The organism is Streptomyces sp. RPT161 (assembly GCF_027533845.1).
In the GTDB taxonomy this organism is placed as follows: Bacteria; Actinomycetota; Actinomycetes; order Streptomycetales; family Streptomycetaceae; genus Streptantibioticus_A; species Streptantibioticus_A silvisoli_A.
This window is the reverse complement of record NZ_JAPZVN010000022.1, coordinates 47,155-65,439: the sequence shown is the minus strand read 5'-3', so window position 1 is coordinate 65,439 and position 18,285 is coordinate 47,155. Positions and strand designations below refer to the sequence as shown.

The 18,285-nt window shown below is 70.6% G+C and carries 17 protein-coding genes and 4 tRNA genes; 14 read left to right on the top strand and 7 right to left on the bottom strand.

Features of this window, described 5'->3' with window-relative positions; translation table 11 throughout:
- Positions 1–31: 31 nt before the first annotated feature.
- On the bottom strand, positions 32–2,128 hold the full coding sequence (locus O5O46_RS29555; protein WP_269858685.1) for a DEAD/DEAH box helicase: 2,097 nt from the start codon (positions 2,126–2,128) through the stop codon (positions 32–34).
- A gap of 225 nt (positions 2,129–2,353) precedes the next feature.
- Positions 2,354–2,833, bottom strand: coding sequence for a hypothetical protein (locus O5O46_RS29550; RefSeq protein ID WP_269858684.1), 480 nt, complete (start codon positions 2,831–2,833; stop codon positions 2,354–2,356).
- A 238-nt stretch (positions 2,834–3,071) separates the two neighbouring features.
- Here O5O46_RS29550 and crcB (O5O46_RS29545) point away from each other — a divergent pair, with 238 nt between their 5' ends.
- The 9 genes from crcB (O5O46_RS29545) (at position 3,072) to O5O46_RS29505 (ending at position 6,163) form a co-directional block, all read left to right on the top strand.
- Complete coding sequence (crcB, locus tag O5O46_RS29545) at positions 3,072–3,566, top strand: fluoride efflux transporter CrcB (RefSeq protein ID WP_269858683.1); 495 nt, start codon at positions 3,072–3,074, stop codon at positions 3,564–3,566.
- Entirely contained in the window at positions 3,557–3,901 is a 345-nt protein-coding gene (locus O5O46_RS29540; protein WP_269858682.1) for a DUF190 domain-containing protein, read from the top strand. Before crcB (O5O46_RS29545) ends, O5O46_RS29540 begins: the two co-directional genes overlap by 10 nt.
- Entirely contained in the window at positions 3,898–4,272 is a 375-nt protein-coding gene (crcB, locus tag O5O46_RS29535) for a fluoride efflux transporter CrcB (protein WP_269858681.1), read from the top strand. Before O5O46_RS29540 ends, crcB (O5O46_RS29535) begins: the two co-directional genes overlap by 4 nt.
- A gap of 7 nt (positions 4,273–4,279) precedes the next feature.
- Positions 4,280–4,723, top strand: a complete 444-nt coding sequence (locus O5O46_RS29530; protein ID WP_269858680.1) for a hypothetical protein — start codon at positions 4,280–4,282, stop codon at positions 4,721–4,723.
- Between the two features lie 14 nt (positions 4,724–4,737).
- Positions 4,738–5,460, top strand: a complete 723-nt coding sequence (locus O5O46_RS29525; protein WP_333482433.1) for a hypothetical protein — start codon at positions 4,738–4,740, stop codon at positions 5,458–5,460.
- Positions 5,454–5,804 (top strand): metallopeptidase family protein, encoded by a 351-nt coding sequence (locus O5O46_RS29520; RefSeq protein WP_269858679.1) that lies wholly within the window; start codon positions 5,454–5,456, stop codon positions 5,802–5,804. The genes O5O46_RS29525 and O5O46_RS29520 overlap by 7 nt, the downstream gene beginning before the upstream one ends.
- A 95-nt stretch (positions 5,805–5,899) precedes the next feature.
- Positions 5,900–5,972, top strand: a tRNA-Glu gene (locus O5O46_RS29515).
- Positions 5,973–6,010: 38 nt separating this feature from the next.
- A tRNA-Asp gene (locus O5O46_RS29510) sits at positions 6,011–6,085 on the top strand.
- 4 nt (positions 6,086–6,089) lie between these two features.
- Positions 6,090–6,163, top strand: a tRNA-Phe gene (locus tag O5O46_RS29505).
- Positions 6,164–6,243: 80 nt separating this feature from the next.
- On the opposite strand, the gene O5O46_RS29500 is transcribed toward O5O46_RS29505, so the two are convergent.
- A complete protein-coding gene (locus O5O46_RS29500; RefSeq protein ID WP_269858678.1) occupies positions 6,244–7,269 on the bottom strand; it encodes an ABC transporter permease in 1,026 nt (341 codons plus the stop codon).
- 89 nt (positions 7,270–7,358) lie between these two features.
- Between O5O46_RS29500 and hrpA the strand changes: the two genes are divergently transcribed.
- The 3 genes from hrpA to O5O46_RS29485 all read left to right on the top strand — a co-directional run bounded on the left by hrpA (position 7,359) and on the right by O5O46_RS29485 (position 11,837).
- A complete protein-coding gene (gene hrpA, locus O5O46_RS29495) occupies positions 7,359–11,306 on the top strand; it encodes an ATP-dependent RNA helicase HrpA (RefSeq protein WP_269858677.1) in 3,948 nt (1,315 codons plus the stop codon).
- An 84-nt stretch (positions 11,307–11,390) separates the two neighbouring features.
- A tRNA-Asp gene (locus O5O46_RS29490) sits at positions 11,391–11,465 on the top strand.
- 153 nt (positions 11,466–11,618) lie between these two features.
- Positions 11,619–11,837 carry a DUF6274 family protein gene (locus O5O46_RS29485; protein ID WP_269858676.1) on the top strand — a complete coding sequence of 73 codons (219 nt, stop codon included), beginning with the start codon at positions 11,619–11,621 and terminating at the stop codon, positions 11,835–11,837.
- Between the two features lie 308 nt (positions 11,838–12,145).
- Here O5O46_RS29485 and bldC read toward each other — a convergent pair whose 3' ends face one another.
- Both bldC and O5O46_RS29475 read right to left on the bottom strand, forming a co-directional pair.
- Positions 12,146–12,352 (bottom strand): developmental transcriptional regulator BldC, encoded by a 207-nt coding sequence (gene bldC, locus O5O46_RS29480; protein ID WP_003980577.1) that lies wholly within the window; start codon positions 12,350–12,352, stop codon positions 12,146–12,148.
- Between the two features lie 477 nt (positions 12,353–12,829).
- Positions 12,830–13,702, bottom strand: a complete 873-nt coding sequence (locus O5O46_RS29475) for a hypothetical protein (protein WP_443072653.1) — start codon at positions 13,700–13,702, stop codon at positions 12,830–12,832.
- Between the two features lie 217 nt (positions 13,703–13,919).
- On the opposite strand from O5O46_RS29475, the gene O5O46_RS29470 reads away from it, so the two are divergent.
- Positions 13,920–15,032, top strand: coding sequence for a Leu/Phe/Val dehydrogenase (locus tag O5O46_RS29470; protein WP_269858674.1), 1,113 nt, complete (start codon positions 13,920–13,922; stop codon positions 15,030–15,032).
- A 251-nt stretch (positions 15,033–15,283) separates the two neighbouring features.
- Positions 15,284–15,544, top strand: a complete 261-nt coding sequence (locus O5O46_RS29465; protein ID WP_269858673.1) for a DUF3073 domain-containing protein — start codon at positions 15,284–15,286, stop codon at positions 15,542–15,544.
- A gap of 69 nt (positions 15,545–15,613) precedes the next feature.
- Here O5O46_RS29465 and purM read toward each other — a convergent pair whose 3' ends face one another.
- Both purM and purF read right to left on the bottom strand, forming a co-directional pair.
- Positions 15,614–16,684, bottom strand: a complete 1,071-nt coding sequence (gene purM, locus O5O46_RS29460) for a phosphoribosylformylglycinamidine cyclo-ligase (protein WP_269858672.1) — start codon at positions 16,682–16,684, stop codon at positions 15,614–15,616.
- A 34-nt stretch (positions 16,685–16,718) separates the two neighbouring features.
- The gene (gene purF, locus O5O46_RS29455; RefSeq protein WP_269858671.1) at positions 16,719–18,236 is read right to left on the bottom strand and encodes an amidophosphoribosyltransferase; all 1,518 of its coding nucleotides are present in this window, start codon (positions 18,234–18,236) and stop codon (positions 16,719–16,721) included.
- Positions 18,237–18,285: the final 49 nt, after the last annotated feature.

Sequence of the window (18,285 nt, the reverse complement as noted above, 5' to 3'; positions counted from 1 at the left end):
CGTCCGGGTTCGTCTCGGTCAGCTACCGCCGTCAGCCGTTGCGCTTCCAACGCGGCTTGTCCGCGCGGCGGTCGAAGCCACGGGCGCCGGTGCCGGACGCGCCCCGGTGGTCGTCCCGACGGCCGTACGGGCGGCGGTCGTCACGGTCCCGGTTGAACGCCGGACGGTCGTCGCGACGGTCCCGGTTGAACGGGCGGTCGCTGCCCCGGTGGTCACGGCGCTCGCGGTGGTCGCGGTTGAAACCGCCCCGGTCGTCCCGGCGGTCGAACGAGCGGCGCTCGCGGTCGTCGCGGTTGAACGCCGGGCGCTCGTCGCGACGGTCCCGGTTGAACGGGCGGCGCTCGCGGTCGTCCCGGTTGAACGCCGGACGGTCGTCACGACGGTCCCGGTTGAACGGGCGTCGGTCGTCGCGCCGGTCATCACGGCGCTCGTCGCGGTTGAACGGACGGCGGTCGTCGCGGCGGTCGAAGGACCGGTCCCGGTCGCGGTCCCGGTTGACCGGCCGCCGGTCGTCGCGCCGCTCGTAGGAGGAGCCGCGCTCCTCCCGCCGCTCGTACGAGGACCGGGCCGGACGCTCCGACCGCTCGCGGTCGCCCCGGCGCTCGAACTCGCCCCGCTCGTTGCGGCGTTCACGCCGCTCCTCCACCGGCGCGGCGGCCTGCGCCGGAACAACCGCCTCCGGCTGCTCCGTCTCATCGTCCGAGGGGGCCGAGGGGGCCGAGGGGACCGACTCACCGCGCTCGCGCGCCGCGCGGGCGGTCAACCGGTCGGCCTCCTCGCGCAGTTCGGTCGCCCGGCGCTGCGCCCGCTCCAACTCGCGGGTCAGCTCGGCGACATCGCGCTCGGCCTGCTGGGCCGCGTTCGAGGCCGCGTCCGCCTGGACCTCGGTCAGCGAGCGGGCGCCGGTGATCCGGGCCACGTCCTCGTCGAACGAGCCCGCACCGCCGACGATGTGGCGGGACGCCTCGACGCCCGCGTCCTCCATCAAGCGGAAGATGGTCTTGCGCTGGTGCGGCAGGGCGAGCGAGACCACGGTGCCGCTCTGACCCGCGCGGGCGGTACGGCCCGAGCGGTGCAGGTAGTCCTTGTGGTCACCGGCCGGGTCGACGTTCAGCACCAGGTCGATGCCGTCCACGTGGATGCCGCGTGCGGCGACGTCCGTCGCCACCAGCACGTTCACATAGCCGTCCTTGAAGTCGGCCAGCGTGCGGGTGCGCGCGCCCTGGGTCATGCCGCCATGCAGCGCGTCCGCCCGTACGCCCGCGTCGCGCAGCTGCTCGGCGACCCGGTCGGCGCCCATCTGGGTGCGGACGAAGATGATCGTGCGGCCCTTGCGGGCGGCGATGGCGGCGGTGACCGGCGCCTTGTCCTTCGGCTTCACGACCAGCACGTGGTGGGTCATGGTGGTGACCGCGCCCGCCGAGGGGTCGACCTCGTGCGTGACCGGGCTCACCAGGTACCGCTTGACCAGCGTGTCGATCTCGTTCTCCAGCGTCGCGGAGAACAGCAGCCGCTGGCCGCCGGCCGGCACCAGGTCGAGGATCTCGGTGACCTCGGGCAGGAAGCCCATGTCGGCCATCTGGTCGGCCTCGTCGAGCACCGCGATCCGCACCTGGTCGAGGGCGCAGGCGCCGCGGTCGATCAGGTCGCGCAGCCGGCCCGGGGTGGCGACGAGGATGTCGACGCCGCGCTCCAGCGCGTAGATCTGGTTGGCCATCGAGGTGCCGCCGCAGACCACCTTGAGCTTCAGCCCGAGCACGTCGCCGTACGGCTGGAGCGCGTCGGAGACCTGCATCGCCAGCTCGCGGGTCGGGGTGAGGATCACACCGCGCGGGCGCTTCTGCTCGGTGCGGCCGCCCGCGAGCGTGGTCAGCAGCGGCAGACCGAACGACAGGGTCTTGCCGGAGCCGGTACGACCACGGCCCAGGATGTCCTTGCCCTCCAGGGCGTCCGGAATGGTGGCGGCCTGGATCGGGAACGGGGTGGTCACACCGTTCTGCGCGAGCTTGCGGACGATCTGCTCGGGCAGCCCGAGGTCCGCGAAGGTGATGCTGGGGGCTTCCTCGGAAGCGGTGTCGACCTCGATGTTCTCGGGCATGGCAGAACGGTCGGCAGTGTCAATGGACATGCTGAAGCTGAACCTCTCGGAGACTGGGCACGCGCCAGCTCCGCAGGTTGCTTACAACCGCCTCGATGCGGTCAGCCACAGGAGTCAAGGAACGCGCCGCACGGCGCGCTTCGGTGTGGCGCCGGGGAAATGGGGCAAACGATCTACCACCATACCGACAGACTGCCCCGAACGCCAAATCGCCTTCCAGCCGGGGTGAGCGGCGTGACATCCGGAGCCGCCGTCTCAGCCCCCCGCCTTCGGCTGCGCGCCCGGCGAGGGCGAGGCCCCGCCGGTGGACGGCGGAGGCGTCGGCGTCGGGGTGGACACCGGGCTGGACACCGGCGGCGGCCCCGCAGGCGGGCTCGGCCGCTCCGACGACGGCCGGGGCGCCGGGCCGTGCTGCCCGGAGGGCGGCCGTCCGGGCCCCGCGGGGGCGGGCTGGTCCGCCGGGTGCCCCGCGGACGGCGCCGCCGCCTGCACCGAAGCCGCGCCCGGCGAGACCGAGGCGTCCCCGGGCACGCCCGGCAGCGCCCCGCGCGTCCGGGCCGCGTCGTCGTGCGGGTCCGCGCTCGCGCTGCCCGCACCGGCCGAGGGAGCCGTCGAGCCATGCGGTTGCGGACGGCCGGGCTCGGAGAACCGCAGACAACCCGCGGTCCCGGCGAGCAGGAACACCAACGGCAGCGCGGCGGCGGCCCTGCGGGCCCGCGCGGAAAGTCGAGTCACGGCCTACCCAACGCATTCCCCCGGCCGGAGGACACGGGAGCACGTCGGGTGCGCCGGACGGCATCCCGTTAGGGTGGGAAAAGCGGTCCGCCCGGTCCACGGCGGCCGCGCGGCGGTGGGGCCCGCCGTACCCGAACCGCGGTGTCGGCCGCCAACGGTCCCTACTTGCCGATGGAGCGCGCCCGCACACCAGGGGGCGCCGCGCGAGTAGGAGGCGTACGTGGAGGCGGAAGCGTCCATGCCAGGAACCGGGCCGAAGACCCCGACCGCGCACCAGCCCGGTCCGCGGTTCACCCCCTCCCCGCCCATCCGCCGGTCGCCGCTGCGCGGCCAGCTCCCCGCCCTCGCGGTGATCGCGCTCGGCGGCGCGCTCGGCGCGTGCGCCCGCTACGGCGCCTCGCTGCTGTGGCCGACCGGGCACGGGACGTTCCCGTGGACCACGCTGCTGGTCAACGCGGTGGGCTGCGCGGTGATCGGGGTCTTCATGGTGGTCATCACCGAGGGGGTCTCGGCACACCGTCTGGTGCGGCCGTTCTTCGGCACCGGCGTGCTCGGCGGGTTCACCACCTTCTCCACCTACGCGGTCGACACACAGCGGCTGCTGACGCGTGGTCAGATCGGCGTGGCGCTGGGCTACTTGACCGGGACGGCGGTGGCCGCCCTGGTATCGGTGTGGACGGCGGCGGCGTTGACCCGACGCTTCCTCGACTGGCGGGAGGCACGATGCGACTGACCGGTCCCGCGCTGCGGGTGACGATCTACGTCGGGGAGAACGACACCTGGCACCACCGGCCGCTGCACAGCGAGATCGTGCACCGCGCGCACGCCGCCGGGCTCGCCGGCGCCTCCGTCTTCAAGGGAGTCGAGGGCTTCGGCGCGTCCTCACTGATCCACACCTCACGGCTGCTGTCGCTCAGCGAGGACCTTCCGGTGGCCGTGGTGATCGTCGACACCGAGGAGCGGGTACGGGCCTTCCTGCCGCAACTCGACGAACTGGTCTCGGAGGGCCTGGTGACCCTCGACGAGTGCGAGGTCATCCGGTACGTGGGAAACGAGGAGCGGCGGTGAACTGGCTACTGGTGATCGCCGGAGCGGTGGTCGGCGCCCCGCTGCGCTATCTGACCGACCGCACGGTCCAGTCCCGGCACGACACGGTCTTCCCCTGGGGGACGTTCACCGTCAACGTGGTCGGCTGTCTGGTCCTCGGCACGCTCACCGGCGCGGCCGCGGCGGGAGCCGCGTCCTCGCGGCTGCAACTGCTCCTCGGCACCGGCCTGTGCGGGGCGCTGACCACGTACTCGACGTTCAGCTACGAGACGCTGCGGCTGGCCGAGCAGGGCGCGCGACTGCTCGCCGTGGCGAACGTGGTGGCCAGCGTGGTCGCCGGGGTCACCGCCGCCTTCGCCGGAGCCGGGCTGGCCCGGGTCCTGTGGGGATGAGCCGGGGATGACCGCCGCCAGGGCCGCGCTGCCTCCCTGGCGCTTCGTGGTCTCCTTCGGCGTCGTCAGCCTGCTGGCGGACTTCGTCTACGAGTGCGCCCGCCCGGTCACCGGACCGCTGCTGGGCTCGCTCGGCGGCGGTGATCGGCGTGGTCACCGGCGCCGGGGACGCGGCGGCGCTCGGGCTGCGGCTGGTGTCCGGGCCGCTGGCCGACCGCACCCGGCGGTTCTGGACGGTCACCATCGCCGGGTACCTGCTGACCGTGGTGAGCGTGCCGCCGCTGGGCGTGGTGGGCACGCTGTGGGCGGCCTGCGGGCTGGTGGTCGCCGGGCGGGGGGCAAGGCCGTGCGCGGCCCGGCCAAGGACACCCTGCTCTCGCACGCAGCGCCGCCACCGGGCGCGGCCGCGGCTTCGCGGCGGCCCAGGCGCTGGACCAGACCGGCGCGCTGATCGGGCCGCTGACCGTGGCCGGAGTACTGGCCGCCACCGGCGGCGACTACGCGCCCGCGCTGCTGGTCCTGGCCGCGCCGGGCGCCGCCGCACTGGCGGTACTGCTGTGGTTGCGGGCCCGGGCCCCGGCCCCGGCGGCGTACGAGCCGACACCGCCGGCGCCCGCCGAGGCGCCCTCGGCGCCGCTGCCCCGCGCGTTCTGGCTGTACGCGGCCTTCACCGGGGTCACCACCTGCGGTCTGGCCACGTTCGGCGTGCTCTCGTACCACCTGGTGCACCGCGCCCTGCTGCCGGTCGCGGCGGTGCCGATGCTGTACGCGGGGGTGATGCTGGCCGACGCGCCGAGCGCGCTGGCCACCGGCTGGGCGTACGACAGGATCGGGGCGCGGGCGCTGGTGGCGCTGCCGCTGATGACCGCGGCGGTGCCCGCGCTGGCGTTCACCGGCACGGTCGCGGTGGCGGTGGGCGCTGCGCTGGCCTGGGGCGCGGCGCTCGGCGTGCAGGAGTCCACCCTGCTGGCCACCGTCGCCGACCTGGTCCCAGCCGCCAGGCGGGCCACCGCGTACGGCGTCTTCGCCGGAGTGGTCGGCGCCGCCACGCTGGTCGGCGGGGCACTCACCGGGACGCTGTACGGGTACTCGGTGCGGGCGCTGGTCGTCACCGTCGCCGCGACACAGGCCGCGGCGCTCGTCCTGCTCGCCGTGGCGCGCCGGTCCGGGAGAATGGCGGGGTGCTGAAGATGTCGCGGGAGGAGTTCGAGGAGCTGGTCGGTACCGCACTCGACCGGATCCCCTCCGAGCTGTCCCAGGCCATGGACAACATCGCGGTCTTCGTGGAGGACGAACCCGACCCGTCGGGCCCGGAGCTGATGGGCCTGTACGAGGGGACTCCGCTGACCGAACGCGGCGAGTGGTACGCGGGCGTGCTCCCCGACCGGATCACCATCTACATGGGGCCGATCCTGCGGCACTGCCAGGAGCCGGAGGAAGTGGTGCACGAGGTGGCGGTGACGGTGGTCCACGAAGTCGCCCACCACTTCGGCATCGACGACGCGCGGCTGCACGAGTTGGGCTGGGGCTGACCCGCATTGAAACCGTTTTGGCGATACCGCTCGGCATCCCATATGCTTCTCACGTCCCCGACGGCGGCAGGAAAACGCGCCAAGGCGGGCCATCAGCCCTCATCGTCTAGTGGCCCAGGACGCCGCCCTTTCAAGGCGGTAGCACGGGTTCGAATCCCGTTGGGGGCACGCACCACCATGTGCGAGACTAGTGCTCGCACAAGCTTGGTCCTGTGGAGCAGTTTGGAGTGCTCGCCACCCTGTCAAGGTGGAGGCCGCGGGTTCAAATCCCGTCAGGACCGCTGCGGCTGGGTAGCTCAGTTGGTACGAGCGACCGCCTGAAAAGCGGTAGGTCGCCGGTTCGACCCCGGCCCCAGCCACCGCACGACGAAGACCCCGCCCCGGCGGGGTCTTCGTCGTTGTCGCCCGTTCACTCGTATGAGACCCCGCCCAACCCGTGCTACCGCCCGCCCGGATGCCGGTGCCGCCACACCCAGAAGACCGTGCCGGCCGCCACGGCCCAGACCGCGAGGACGACGAACGGGAACGGGTGCTGGTAGTGGCGGAAGTAGACGGCGGTGTGCTGGGCGTTGACCGAGGCGCCCGGGGGCAGCCAGCGGCCGATGGTACCGAGCAGGGACGGCAGCAGCGGCCAGGAGACCGCGCCGCCCGAGGACGGGTTGCCGAGCATCACCATCAGCCCCCAGGTCGGCAGCAGCGCCCAGCGCCCGATCAGGACGTTGAACATGCTGAAGACCATCCCCGAGGTGAACATCGTCAGCGCCAGGATCAGCCAGGACTCCACGAACGGCAGCCGTAGCGCGCCCAGCCCCCAGTCCACCACCGCGCAGATCGAGAAGCCGCCGAGCAGCGAGTAGGCCACCGTGAAGGCGATCCGCTCCGCCGGTGTGAGCTCCTTGGCGTGGACGCTCAACTGCACCGCGCCGATGAAGCCGAGGATCACCGAGGCCAGCGAGATGTAGAAGACGGCCAGGCCGCGCGGGTCACCCGGCTGCAACGGCCTGATGTCCTTCACGACCAGCGGTACCCCGACCGACGAACTGACCCGCGGCGCCGCCTCCGCCAGCAGCTGGGCGACGGAGGCACCGGACGCGCCGGAGAGGTCCAGCTCCGCTCTGCCCCTTCGCTCCTGGAGGATCGCGAAGACCTGCTGCTCGTTGACGGCGTGCAGCGCCTGCGCGTAGGTCGGGTAGTGGCGCAGCCGGAGCGACGCGCCGAGCGCCCTCTCCATGCCCTGTACGAACTGCGCCCGCTTGACCTCGGAGGCCGGGACACCGGTGACGGCGGTCGGAATGTGACGCGGAGTCGGGTTGGCGAAGGCGTACGTGTACGAGCCCGCGAACAGCCCCGCGGCCACCGCGACGATGAACGTGACCACCACCGCGGGCAGGAACGGCGACACGCGGAAGGCGTGCCACTTCTCCCGAATCCGGTGTGCACGGCCCGTATCCCGTTGCTGGCTCATGCCGCCCACCCTCCCGGTCGGCCGGGCGTCGCGCACGCCGTGAAACCCGTTCGCGGCACGCGCGCGGCGGGTGAGATCCTGGGAGCCGTATGTCCACTGCGCCTGCCCCCGCCCTGACAGCCCTCTTGGAGCGGCTGCCCGAACTGACGCTGCGCGACCAGCACCGCCTCGGCCGCCGACTCGACGGTGCCAGCAAGATCCGCAAGCCCGAGGCCCGCGCCGCGGTCTACGCGGAGATCGCCGCGCAGATCGAGGAGGCCGAGGCCCGGGTCGCCCGGCGCCGCGCCTCCGTGCCCACCGTCACGTACCCGGAACAGCTGCCGGTCAGCCAGAAGAAGGACGAGATCCTGGCGGCGATCAGGGACCACCAGGTGGTGATCGTCGCGGGCGAGACGGGCTCCGGCAAGACCACCCAGATCCCCAAGATCTGCCTGGAGCTGGGCCGCGGCGTCCGGGGCCTGATCGGCCACACCCAGCCGCGCAGGCTCGCGGCCCGTACGGTGGCCGAGCGGGTCGCGGAGGAACTGGACACCCCGCTGGGCTCCGCGGTCGGTTGGAAGGTCCGCTTCACCGACCAGGTGGGCGACTCCACCCTGGTGAAGCTGATGACCGACGGCATCATGCTGGCCGAGATCCAGACCGACCGCGAGCTGCGCCAGTACGACACGATCATCATCGACGAGGCGCACGAACGCAGCCTCAACATCGACTTCATCCTCGGCTACCTGGCCCAGCTGCTGCCCCGCCGCCCCGAGCTGAAGGTCGTCATCACCTCGGCGACCATCGACCCGGAGCGGTTCTCCCGGCACTTCGGCGACGCGCCGATCGTCGAGGTCTCCGGCCGTACGTACCCGGTGGAGGTGCGCTACCGGCCGCTGCTGGAAGAGGGCGGCGAGGACGCCGACCGCGACCAGGTCACCGCGATCTGCGACGCCGTGGACGAGCTGCAGCGCGAGGGACCGGGCGACATCCTGGTCTTCCTCTCCGGCGAACGGGAGATCCGCGACACCGCGGACGCGCTCAACAAGAAGAACCTGACCCGCGCCGGAGGCGCTTATGGGCAGGCTACCGAGGTGCTGCCGCTGTACGCGCGGCTGTCACACGCCGAGCAGCACCGGGTGTTCCAAAGGCCCGGCCAGGGGGCGGTCCGCCGCATCGTGCTCGCCACCAACGTGGCGGAGACATCGCTGACCGTTCCCGGCATCAAGTACGTCATCGACCCGGGCACCGCCCGCATCTCCCGCTACAGCCACCGCACCAAGGTGCAGCGGCTGCCCATCGAGCCGATCAGCCAGGCCAGCGCCAACCAGCGCAAGGGCCGCTGCGGCCGTACCTCCGACGGCATCTGCGTCCGGCTGTACTCCGAGGACGACTTCGAATCCCGCCCGGAGTTCACCGACGCCGAGATCCTGCGCACCAACCTGGCCTCGGTCATCCTCCAGATGACCGCCGCGGGCCTGGGAGACATCGCCAGGTTCCCGTTCATCGACCCGCCGGACAGCCGCCACATCAAGGACGGCGTCCAACTGCTCGAGGAACTCGGCGCGTTGGACCCCCAGCAGAAGGACGTCCGCAAACGCCTCACCCCGGTCGGCCGCAAACTCTCCCAGCTGCCCGTCGACCCCCGGCTGGCCCGGATGGTCCTGGAGGCGGACCGCAACGGCTGCGTACGCGAGGTCATGGTGATCGCCGCCGCGCTGTCCATCCAGGACCCGCGCGAGCGCCCCTCCGACAAGCAGCAGCAGGCCGACGAGAAGCACCGCAGGTTCGCCGACGAGACCAGTGACTTCCTGGCGTTCCTCAACCTGTGGCGGTACGTCCGCGAGCAGCAGAAGACCCTGTCCTCCGCCGCGTTCCGCCGGATGTGCCGCTCGGAGTTCCTCAACTACCTGCGGATACGCGAATGGCAGGACATCTACAGCCAGTTGCGCACCGTCGCCAGGACGATGGACATCCACATCAACGAGCAGGACGCCGACCCGCTGCGCGTCCACACCTCGCTGCTGGCCGGGTTGCTGTCGCACATCGGCCTCAAGGACACGGACAAGAACGAGTACCTGGGCGCGCGCAGCGCCAAGTTCGCGGTCTTCCCCGGCTCCGCGCTGTTCAAGAAGCCGCCGCGCTGGATCATGTCGGCCGAGCTGGTGGAGACCTCGCGGCTGTGGGCCCGGGTCAACGCCAGGATCGAACCGGAGTGGGTCGAACCGCTGGCCCAGCACCTGGTCAAGCGCACCTACAGCGAGCCGCACTGGGAGCAGAAGCAGGCCGCGGTGATGGCCTACGAGCGGGTCACGCTGTACGGCGTACCGCTGGTCGCCCAGCGCAAGGTCAACTACGGCCGGATCGACCCCGAGGTCTCCCGCGAGCTGTTCATCCGCAGCGCCCTGGTCGAGGGTGACTGGCGCACCCACCACCAGTTCTTCCACGACAACCGCAAACTCCTCGGCGAGGTCGAGGAGTTGGAGCACCGGGCGCGCCGCCGCGACATCCTGGTGGACGACGAGGCGCTGTTCGACTTCTACGACGAGCGGCTACCTGAACACGTGGTGTCCGGCGCCCACTTCGACTCGTGGTGGAAGCACAAGCGCCGCGAGGAACCGGAACTGCTCAACTTCGAGCACTCCATGCTGATCAACGAGTCGGCGGAAGCGGTCACCAAGGACGACTACCCGGACTCCTGGCGCCAGGGCAAGCTCAAGTTCAAGGTGACGTACCAGTTCGAGCCGGGCGCGGACGCGGACGGCGTCACCGTGCACATCCCGCTCCAGGTGCTCAACCAGGTGACCCCGAACGGGTTCGACTGGCAGATCAGGGGGCTGCGGGAGGACCTGGTCACCGAGCTGATCCGCTCGCTGCCCAAGCCGATCCGCCGGATGTGCGTGCCCGCGCCCAACTACGCAAAGGCGTTCCTGGAGCGCGCGGTGGCCGGCCCCGAGCCGCTGACCACCGTGCTGGCGGACGAGCTGCACCGGATGGTCGGGGTGGACGTGCACCCCGAGGACTTCGACCTGTCCAGGATCCCCGACCACCTGAAGATGACCTTCCGGGTGGTCGACGAGCGCAGGCGCAAGCTCGCCGAGGACAAGGACCTCGAAGCGCTGAAGCTGAAGCTCAAGCCGAAGACCCGGGAGGCGATCTCCAAGGCCGCCGGATCCATCGGCATCGAGCAGCGCAGCGGGCTGACCCAGTGGACGATCGGCACGCTGCCGGCCGCCTTCGAGACCCGGCGGGCCGGACAGCCGGTGAGGGCGTTCCCGGCGCTGGTGGACGAGGGCGAGTCGGTCGCCGTCAAGCTGTTCGACACCGAGGCCGAGCAGGCGGAAGCCATGTGGCGCGGCACCCGTCGGCTGATCCTGCTCAACCTGCCTTCCAACCCCGCCAAGTTCGCCCAGTCCAAGCTGACCAACGCGGACAAGCTGGCGCTCTCCCGCAGCCCGCACGGCAGTGTGCAGGCACTGTTCGACGACTGTGTGACCGCCGCCACGGACAAGCTGATCGCCGACCACGGTGGACCGGCATGGGACGAGGAGGGCTTCCGCAAGCTGTTCGACAAGGTGCGGGCCGATGTGGTCGACACCACGTTCGACACGGTCGCCAAGGTGCGCCAGGTGCTGGCCGCCTGGCAGTCGTGCGAGCGGCGGCTGAAGGCGACGACCAGCCCGGTGCTGCTGCCCAACCTCACCGACGTCAAGGAGCAGCTCGCGGGCCTGGTCCACCCCGGCTTCGTCACCGCGGCCGGCTGGCGCCGTCTGCCGGACCTGCTGCGCTATCTGGTGGCCGTGGACCGGCGGCTGCAGCAGATGCCCACCGGCGCCCAGCGGGACCGCACCCGGATGGACAAGGTCCACGAGATGCGGGACGAGTACGCGCAGTTGCTGGCCGCCCTCAAGCCGGGGCGGCCGGTGCCGCCGGAGGTGCGCGAGATCCGCTGGATGCTGGAGGAGCTGCGGGTCAGCTACTTCGCGCACGCGCTGGGCACCGCCTATCCGGTCTCCGACAAACGCATCCTCAAGGCGATCGACGCGGCCTGGCCGTAGGCCGAATCGCGAGTTCGACCTGGGGGCCCGCACTGCTGTACAGTCTTCATCGCAGCGCAGGAAGTTCTGAGAGCTGCGAAACCTGGTCCTGTGGAGCAGTTTGGAGTGCTCGCCACCCTGTCAAGGTGGAGGCCGCGGGTTCAAATCCCGTCAGGACCGCAACCGGCCCACATCCTTCGGATGTGGGCCATTTTGCGTTTCCGCTCACACTCTGCCGTTCGGGGTCCGAAACCCTGGCGCCGCCGCGACCTTGACGCACCGGGAAGCGGCGAGTACCTGTGGCATAAGCCCAGCGGAAGGCGGTGGACCCCGATGTCGACAGCCGTATCAGGAGACGCGCAGCGTCAGACCGCTCGAAACCCGCGACACGAGACCCGCGCGCTGCTCCGCGCCCATCTGTCGGCCGCCGCAGGCCGGGGCCATCTGACCCGCCACTGCCCGATCTGCCACCGCCTGCTGCGCCTGGCGCTGCTGGCCCCCTCGGGGGACGGGTGCCCCTCGGAACCGCGCGGTGCGGACGCCCCCAGCTGACCCAAAAACCGACAGAGCCCCCCTTACCGCATCCCTACATCGGACGGCAATACCGTCACATGTGACGGGAGTCACCAGACGAGATGCGGAGAAGGTGGAACTTCCACCCCTTCCGTATGCCGTCAATTTAATATGTGAAATTGCACTCCCGCCGCACCGCCACCCGAACAGCTTTCGAACACAAAAAGATCGCGTCGGACCCGGCGGAGTCCGACGCGATCTAGAGGCGAACCCTGATGGGGACAGGGGTCAGGAAGTGCTTAGGCGTTCCGGGCTGGGGGACCCGGAATCGGATGTACTGGGGTGTTTCAGCTCTCGGAACGCTGCTGCGGAATGCCCGCGAGCAGAGCCCGAACCTCCGCCTCGCGGTAGCGGCGGTGGCCACCGAGCGTGCGGATGGACGTGAGCTTGCCTGCCTTTGCCCAGCGCGTGACCGTCTTGGGGTCCACACGGAACATGGTGGCGACCTCAGCGGGGGTCAGCAGCGGCTCGGCATCAGGGGTGCGAGCGGTCATGAGCGGCCTCCTCGGGAGAACCGAACCATCACGGTTCTTTCCTCTAAATTCTGCACCTTGACCCGCGTTGCCCGAAATGGCGGACGCGAGCCGAGTCGGTAATAGGACGAACGGCTTGTCCTCGGCACTACAACTACACCATCTGTCCAGCCGTGTCGGCCAAACCGATGGAATTGCCCTCTCAGGTGTTCAAGCTCGGCGGAAGCCGATGGACCGGGCCATAACGGACAGTCACGCAGGCGTGACGATCAGTCACAGTGAGATCAAAGGACCGGGACGAGACAAGAACACGCAAGTTGTCCTATTTTGACACGAGGGTTAGCTATGGAGGCAAGAGTCGGGAAACGTGCTCTCCATCACGCTTGCCCAATTGGCCGGGATCGGGACCAAGGACCCGGTCAGGTCCAGTCCAAACCCCGTTCCCGGGATAAGCGTTCGGTAAGGGTACACATCACCACGTGCGGGTCAAACGCGCGTTCAGCTCGCGTACTGCAGCTCGCGCACCCCGCGCCAGCGGGCGGTCAGCCGGGCATAGGTCTCCGCGGCCCGCGCGCCGTCCCCCTCGCGCAGCGCCGCGAGCCCCTCCGCCACCTCCGCCGCGCTGTGGTCACCGGCCAGACGGCTCTCCGGAATCGCGTACACCAGGCCGCCGTAGTCCAACTCCACCAAGGAGCGCGGGTGGAACTCCTCCAGCCAGCGGCCGACGTCCACCAGGCCGTCGATCAACGGCCCCTCCTCCAGGCTGTCCCGCAGCACCCGCAGCCCCCGCGCCACCCGGCGGCGCGCCTGCACCATCGGCGCCCGGTAGCGCAGCACCGGCGCGCTGCGCCGCTTCTCGTCGCCGTCGTCGTCCGATGCGCAGACGCCGCCCGGCTCGAACTCCCGCTCGGCGTCGTCGAAAAGGACGAACCAGCGCACCGGCACATGCCAGGTGGCCGATCGGATCCACGGCCGGGCGTCCGGGTTGGCGACCCGCCACAGGTCGTAGTCGGCGGTCGTCTGGCGCCGTACGAGCGGCGGCAGCACCGCGTCCAGGACCGGGGCGGGCAGTTCCTCCTGGAGCTGCTCAAGGGCCAGCCAGGCGCGCAGCCGGGTGCGCCACGGACAGATGTGGGTCACCTCGTCGGCCACCACGACGAAAGCGTCCTGGCTCTCGTGCACCGGAACCGGCACCGGCGGCACGGGCACCAGATCGGCCAGCGACTGGCGCAACTCGTCCTGGGCGGTGGGCAGATGGCCCGCCGCGGCGTACCGCTTCCAGTGGCTGCGCTCGGGCTCGGGAAAGGCCGCGAGAGGCTCGTAGACGCGCAGATACGAGGCGTACGGCACCGCAACCGCAGACCAGCCCACACCAGCTCCCTCGTCGCCGTCTGTATGCCGCATCGTGCCACGCCCGCCGCCCTTCCGTCTCCCATCCACCGGCCCGCTGGGCAAGGCTTTCGTCAACCCCGGGGGTGATCCATGACACGGCAGGCGCTACAGCGTGTGAACGGGCCTAGTCTTCTGTTCAACGGGCCCTCCCCTACCCTCCCGGAGGGCTTATTCACCGACCTCGGGAGTCACCACCGTGACCGACGTACGTCCATCAGATTCCGTGGTCTCCAAGCTGTTCCGATCGGAGCAGGGGGGACACGAACAGGTCGCGCTCTGCCAGGACCGCGACACCGGCCTGAAGGCCGTCATCGCCATCCACTCCACCGCCCTGGGCCCCGCGCTCGGCGGCACCCGCTTCTTCCCGTACGCCAGCGACGAGGACGCCGTCGAGGACGCGCTGAACCTCGCCCGCGGCATGAGCTACAAGAACGCGCTCGCAGGGCTCGACCACGGCGGCGGCAAGGCCGTCATCATCGGCGACCCGGTGGTCGACAAGACTCCTGAACTCCTGCGCTCCTACGGCCGGTTCGTCGCCTCGCTCGGCGGGCGCTACGTGACCGCGTGCGACGTCGGCACCTACGTCGCCGACATGGACGTCGTCGCCGCCGAGAACCCGTGGACCACCGGCCGTTCCCCGGAGAACGGCGGGGCGGGCGACTCCTCGGTGCTCACCGCCTACGGCGTCTTCCAGGGCATGCGGGCCTCCGCGCAGGTGCGCTGGGGCGACCCGACGCTGCGCGGACGGCGAGTGGGCATCGCGGGCGTCGGCAAGGTCGGCCACCACCTGGTGGAGCACCTGCTGGCGGACGGCGCGGTCGTGGTGGTCACCGATGTGCGGGCCGACGCGGTGGAGCGGATCCGCGCCGCGCACCCCGGGGTCGAGGCCGTCGCGAGCACCGACGAGCTCATCGGCGCGCAGCTGGATGTTTACGCACCGTGTGCACTGGGTGGTGCCCTGAACGACGACAGTGTGCGCAACCTCACAGCCTCGGTGGTTTGTGGTGCCGCCAACAACCAACTGGCGCATCCCGGTGTGGAGAAGGATCTGGCCGACCGCGGAATCCTTTATGCGCCGGATTACGTGGTGAATGCCGGTGGCGTGATCCAGGTGGCCGACGAGTTGCACGGGTTCGATTTCGACCGGGCAAAGGCAAAGGCCACGAAGATCTTTGACACAACTTTGGCAATATTCGAACGCGCCGCGGCCGATGGAATTCCGCCAGCCGCCGCCGCGGACCGGTTGGCCGAGCAGCGGATGGCCGACCGCACCCCCGCCGAGAGCTGGTTGCGCCCAACGGTTGACTGACGGGGTGACCCGTACCACGACCCGGCCGTCGCCCCGCCGCGAAAGAAGGTAAAATCGTGGCTGACCAGCTAGGACGGGGCCGTTAACGGCCCCTGCTTCGACGCGCGTCGTGCGGGCGACGTACCGTGTGGGCGCGGAAGCAGGTACCGTTGAAGCCCTACGGGCCGGTCTTCGCCATGGAGACCGTTCCCATTCATGAACGCGTGTCAAGACTCGGGGCCGTCGAGCCCCGCCGTTGAGGGGGTCGAGCCATGGGGCGCGGCCGGGCCAAGGCCAAGCAGACAAAGGTCGCCCGCCAGCTGAAGTACAACAGCGGCGGAACGGATCTCTCACGTCTGGCCGAGGAGCTGGGCGCATCGTCGCCGACGCGACCGGTGAAGCCGGAGCACGACGACGATGAGCGGAACAACGACCCGTACGCACGGTACGCGGATCTGTACAACACCGACGAAGACGACGATGACGAGGACGCCGAGGGGCACCACTCGTCGCAACAGCGTCGCCGCGCTTGACCCTTCGTCTCGCTCACCCGGTCCGGGCCTCGCCCGGACCGGGTTTCGTCGTGCGCCTTTACCGGTGCCCTAGGCCGCGTAGTCGCCGGTGAGCGCCACCGCCTCGGTACGGTCGCCGCGGTCCTCGATCCCGCCCGCCACCCAGGCGTCCACCCCGCGGTCGGCGAGGGTCGTCAACGCCACGTCCACCGACTCGGGCGGCACCACGGCGATCATGCCGACGCCCATGTTCAGGGTCTTCTCCAGCTCCGGACGGCTGACCTCGCCCAACCTGCAGACAAGGTCGAAGATCGGGTCCGGGCTCCAGGTCGAGCGGTCGACCACGGCGTGCAGCCCGTCGGGGACCACCCGGGCCAGGTTGTTGGCCAGCCCGCCGCCGGTGATGTGGGAGAAGGCGTGCACCTCGGCGGTGCGGGTGAGCGCCAGGCAGTCCAGCGCGTAGATCCTGGTCGGCTCCAGCAGTTCCTCGCCCAGCGTCCGGCCGAACTCCGGAACCTCCCGGTCCAGCGCCCAGCCAGCCCGATCGAACAGCACATGGCGAACGAGTGAGTACCCGTTCGAGTGAAGTCCGGAGGACTCGATGGCGATGACCACGTCACCCTTTCGGATGCGATCCGCGCCCAGCAGCCGGTCCGCCTCGACCACACCGGTACCGGCGCCGGCCACGTCGAACTCGTCGACGCCGAGCAGCCCGGGGTGCTCCGCGGTCTCACCGCCGACCAGCGCGCAGCCGGCCAGCGAACAGCCCTCGGCGATGCCCTTGACGATGGCGGCGACCCGCTCGGGGAAGACCTTGCCGACACAGATGTAGTCGGTCATGAACAGCGGCTCGGCACCGCACACCACCAGGTCGTCCACCACCATGCCCACCAGGTCGTGGCCGATGGTGTCGTAGACGCCCATGCGGCGGGCGATGTCCACCTTGGTGCCGACGCCGTCGGTGGCGGAGGCGAGCAGCGGGCGCTCGTAGCGCTTCAGCGCGCTGGCGTCGAACAGCCCGGCGAAGCCGCCTAGTCCGCCGACCACCTCGGGGCGGGTCGCCTTGCGCACCCACTCCTTCATCAACTCGACGGCGGTGTCGCCCGCCTCGATGTCGACTCCCGCGGCGGCGTAGCTCGCACCAGTGGTCTCTGAAGACATTGCCTTGAGATCTTTCGTTGAGGGGATACGAGCCCTACGGGCGGCGGAGCGCGTTGGCCGCGTCCGGGCCGCCCGCCAGCTCGGTCTCCAGCAGCTGCTTGCCCAGCAGCTCCGGGTCGGGCAGCTCCATCGGGTACTCGCCGTCGAAGCAGGCGCGGCACAGGTTGGGCTTGGCGATCGTGGTCGCCTCGACCATGGCGTCGATGGAGATGTAGGCCAGCGAGTCTGCGCCCAGCGACTTGCCGATCTCCTCGACCGACATGCCGTTGGCGATCAGCTCGGCGCGGGTGGCGAAGTCGATGCCGAAGAAGCAGGGCCACTTCACCGGCGGCGAGGAGATGCGTACGTGCACCTCGGCCGCACCGGCCTCGCGCAGCATCCGGACCAGTGCGCGCTGGGTGTTGCCGCGGACGATCGAGTCGTCCACCACCACCAGGCGCTTGCCCCGGATGACCTCCTTGAGCGGGTTCAGCTTGAGCCGGATCCCCAGCTGGCGGATGGTCTGCGAGGGCTGGATGAAGGTACGGCCCACGTAGGAGTTCTTCACCAGGCCGGAGCCGTACGGAATGCCGCTCTCCTCGGCGTAGCCGACGGCGGCCGGGGTACCGGACTCCGGCGTCGCTATCACCAGGTCGGCGTCGACCGGCGCCTCCTTGGCCAGTCTGCGGCCCATCTCGACGCGCGAGAGGTAGACGTTGCGGCCCGCGATGTCGGTGTCCGGGCGCGCCAGGTAGACGTACTCGAAGACGCAGCCCTTCGGCCTGGCCTCGGCGAACCGGGAGGAGCGCAGCCCGTTCTCGTCGACGGCGATCAGCTCGCCCGGCTCCACCTCGCGGACGAACGTGGCGCCCACGATGTCCAGCGCGGCGGTCTCCGACGCGACGACCCAGCCACGCTCCAGGCGGCCGAGCACCAGCGGACGGATGCCCTGCGGGTCACGCGCCGCGTAGAGCGTGTGCTCGTCCATGAAGACCAGGCAGAACGCGCCCTTGACCTGCGGCAGTACGCGCTGCGCGGCGTCCTCCACGGGCAGCGGCTTGCCGTCGTCGTCGGTCTGCCCGGCGAGCAGCGCGGTGACCAGGTCGGTGTCGTTGGTGGCCGCGACGTTGGTGGCCCGGCCGTCGCCCTGCGGGAGCTTGGCGACCAGCTCGGCCAACTCGGCCGTGTTGACCAGGTTGCCGTTGTGGCCCAGGGCGATCGAGCCGTGGGCGGTCGCCCGGAAGGTCGGCTGGGCGTTCTCCCACACCGAGGCGCCGGTGGTCGAGTAGCGCGCGTGACCGACGGCGATGTGGCCCTTGAGGGAGCCGAGGGAGGTCTCGTCGAAGACCTGGGACACCAGGCCCATGTCCTTGAAGACCAGGATCTGGGAGCCGTTGCTCACTGCGATGCCCGCGGACTCCTGTCCGCGGTGCTGCAGGGCGTACAGCCCGAAATAGGTGAGCTTGGCGACCTCTTCACCCGGGGCCCAGACGCCGAAGACGCCGCAAGCGTCCTGGGGGCCCTTCTCGCCGGGAAGGAGATCGTGGTTGAGTCGTCCGTCACCACGTGGCACGAGACCGAGTCTAGGGCAGGCCCCCCGATGGTCCGAACCGGGGATCGAT

Excerpts from the sequence above, each read along its gene's own strand:
- O5O46_RS29555 (WP_269858685.1), bottom strand. The coding sequence starts at position 2,128 with ATGTCCATTGACACTGCCGACCGTTCTGCCATGCCCGAGAACATCGAG.
- crcB (WP_269858683.1), top strand. The coding sequence starts at position 3,072 with ATGCCAGGAACCGGGCCGAAGACCCCGACCGCGCACCAGCCCGGTCCG.
- O5O46_RS29540 (WP_269858682.1), top strand. The coding sequence starts at position 3,557 with ATGCGACTGACCGGTCCCGCGCTGCGGGTGACGATCTACGTCGGGGAG.
- O5O46_RS29530 (WP_269858680.1), top strand. The coding sequence starts at position 4,280 with ATGACCGCCGCCAGGGCCGCGCTGCCTCCCTGGCGCTTCGTGGTCTCC.
- O5O46_RS29500 (WP_269858678.1), bottom strand. The coding sequence starts at position 7,269 with ATGAGCCAGCAACGGGATACGGGCCGTGCACACCGGATTCGGGAGAAG.
- hrpA (WP_269858677.1), top strand. The coding sequence starts at position 7,359 with ATGTCCACTGCGCCTGCCCCCGCCCTGACAGCCCTCTTGGAGCGGCTG.
- O5O46_RS29485 (WP_269858676.1), top strand. The coding sequence starts at position 11,619 with ATGTCGACAGCCGTATCAGGAGACGCGCAGCGTCAGACCGCTCGAAAC.
- bldC (WP_003980577.1), bottom strand. The coding sequence starts at position 12,352 with ATGACCGCTCGCACCCCTGATGCCGAGCCGCTGCTGACCCCCGCTGAG.
- O5O46_RS29465 (WP_269858673.1), top strand. The coding sequence starts at position 15,284 with ATGGGGCGCGGCCGGGCCAAGGCCAAGCAGACAAAGGTCGCCCGCCAG.
- purM (WP_269858672.1), bottom strand. The coding sequence starts at position 16,684 with ATGTCTTCAGAGACCACTGGTGCGAGCTACGCCGCCGCGGGAGTCGAC.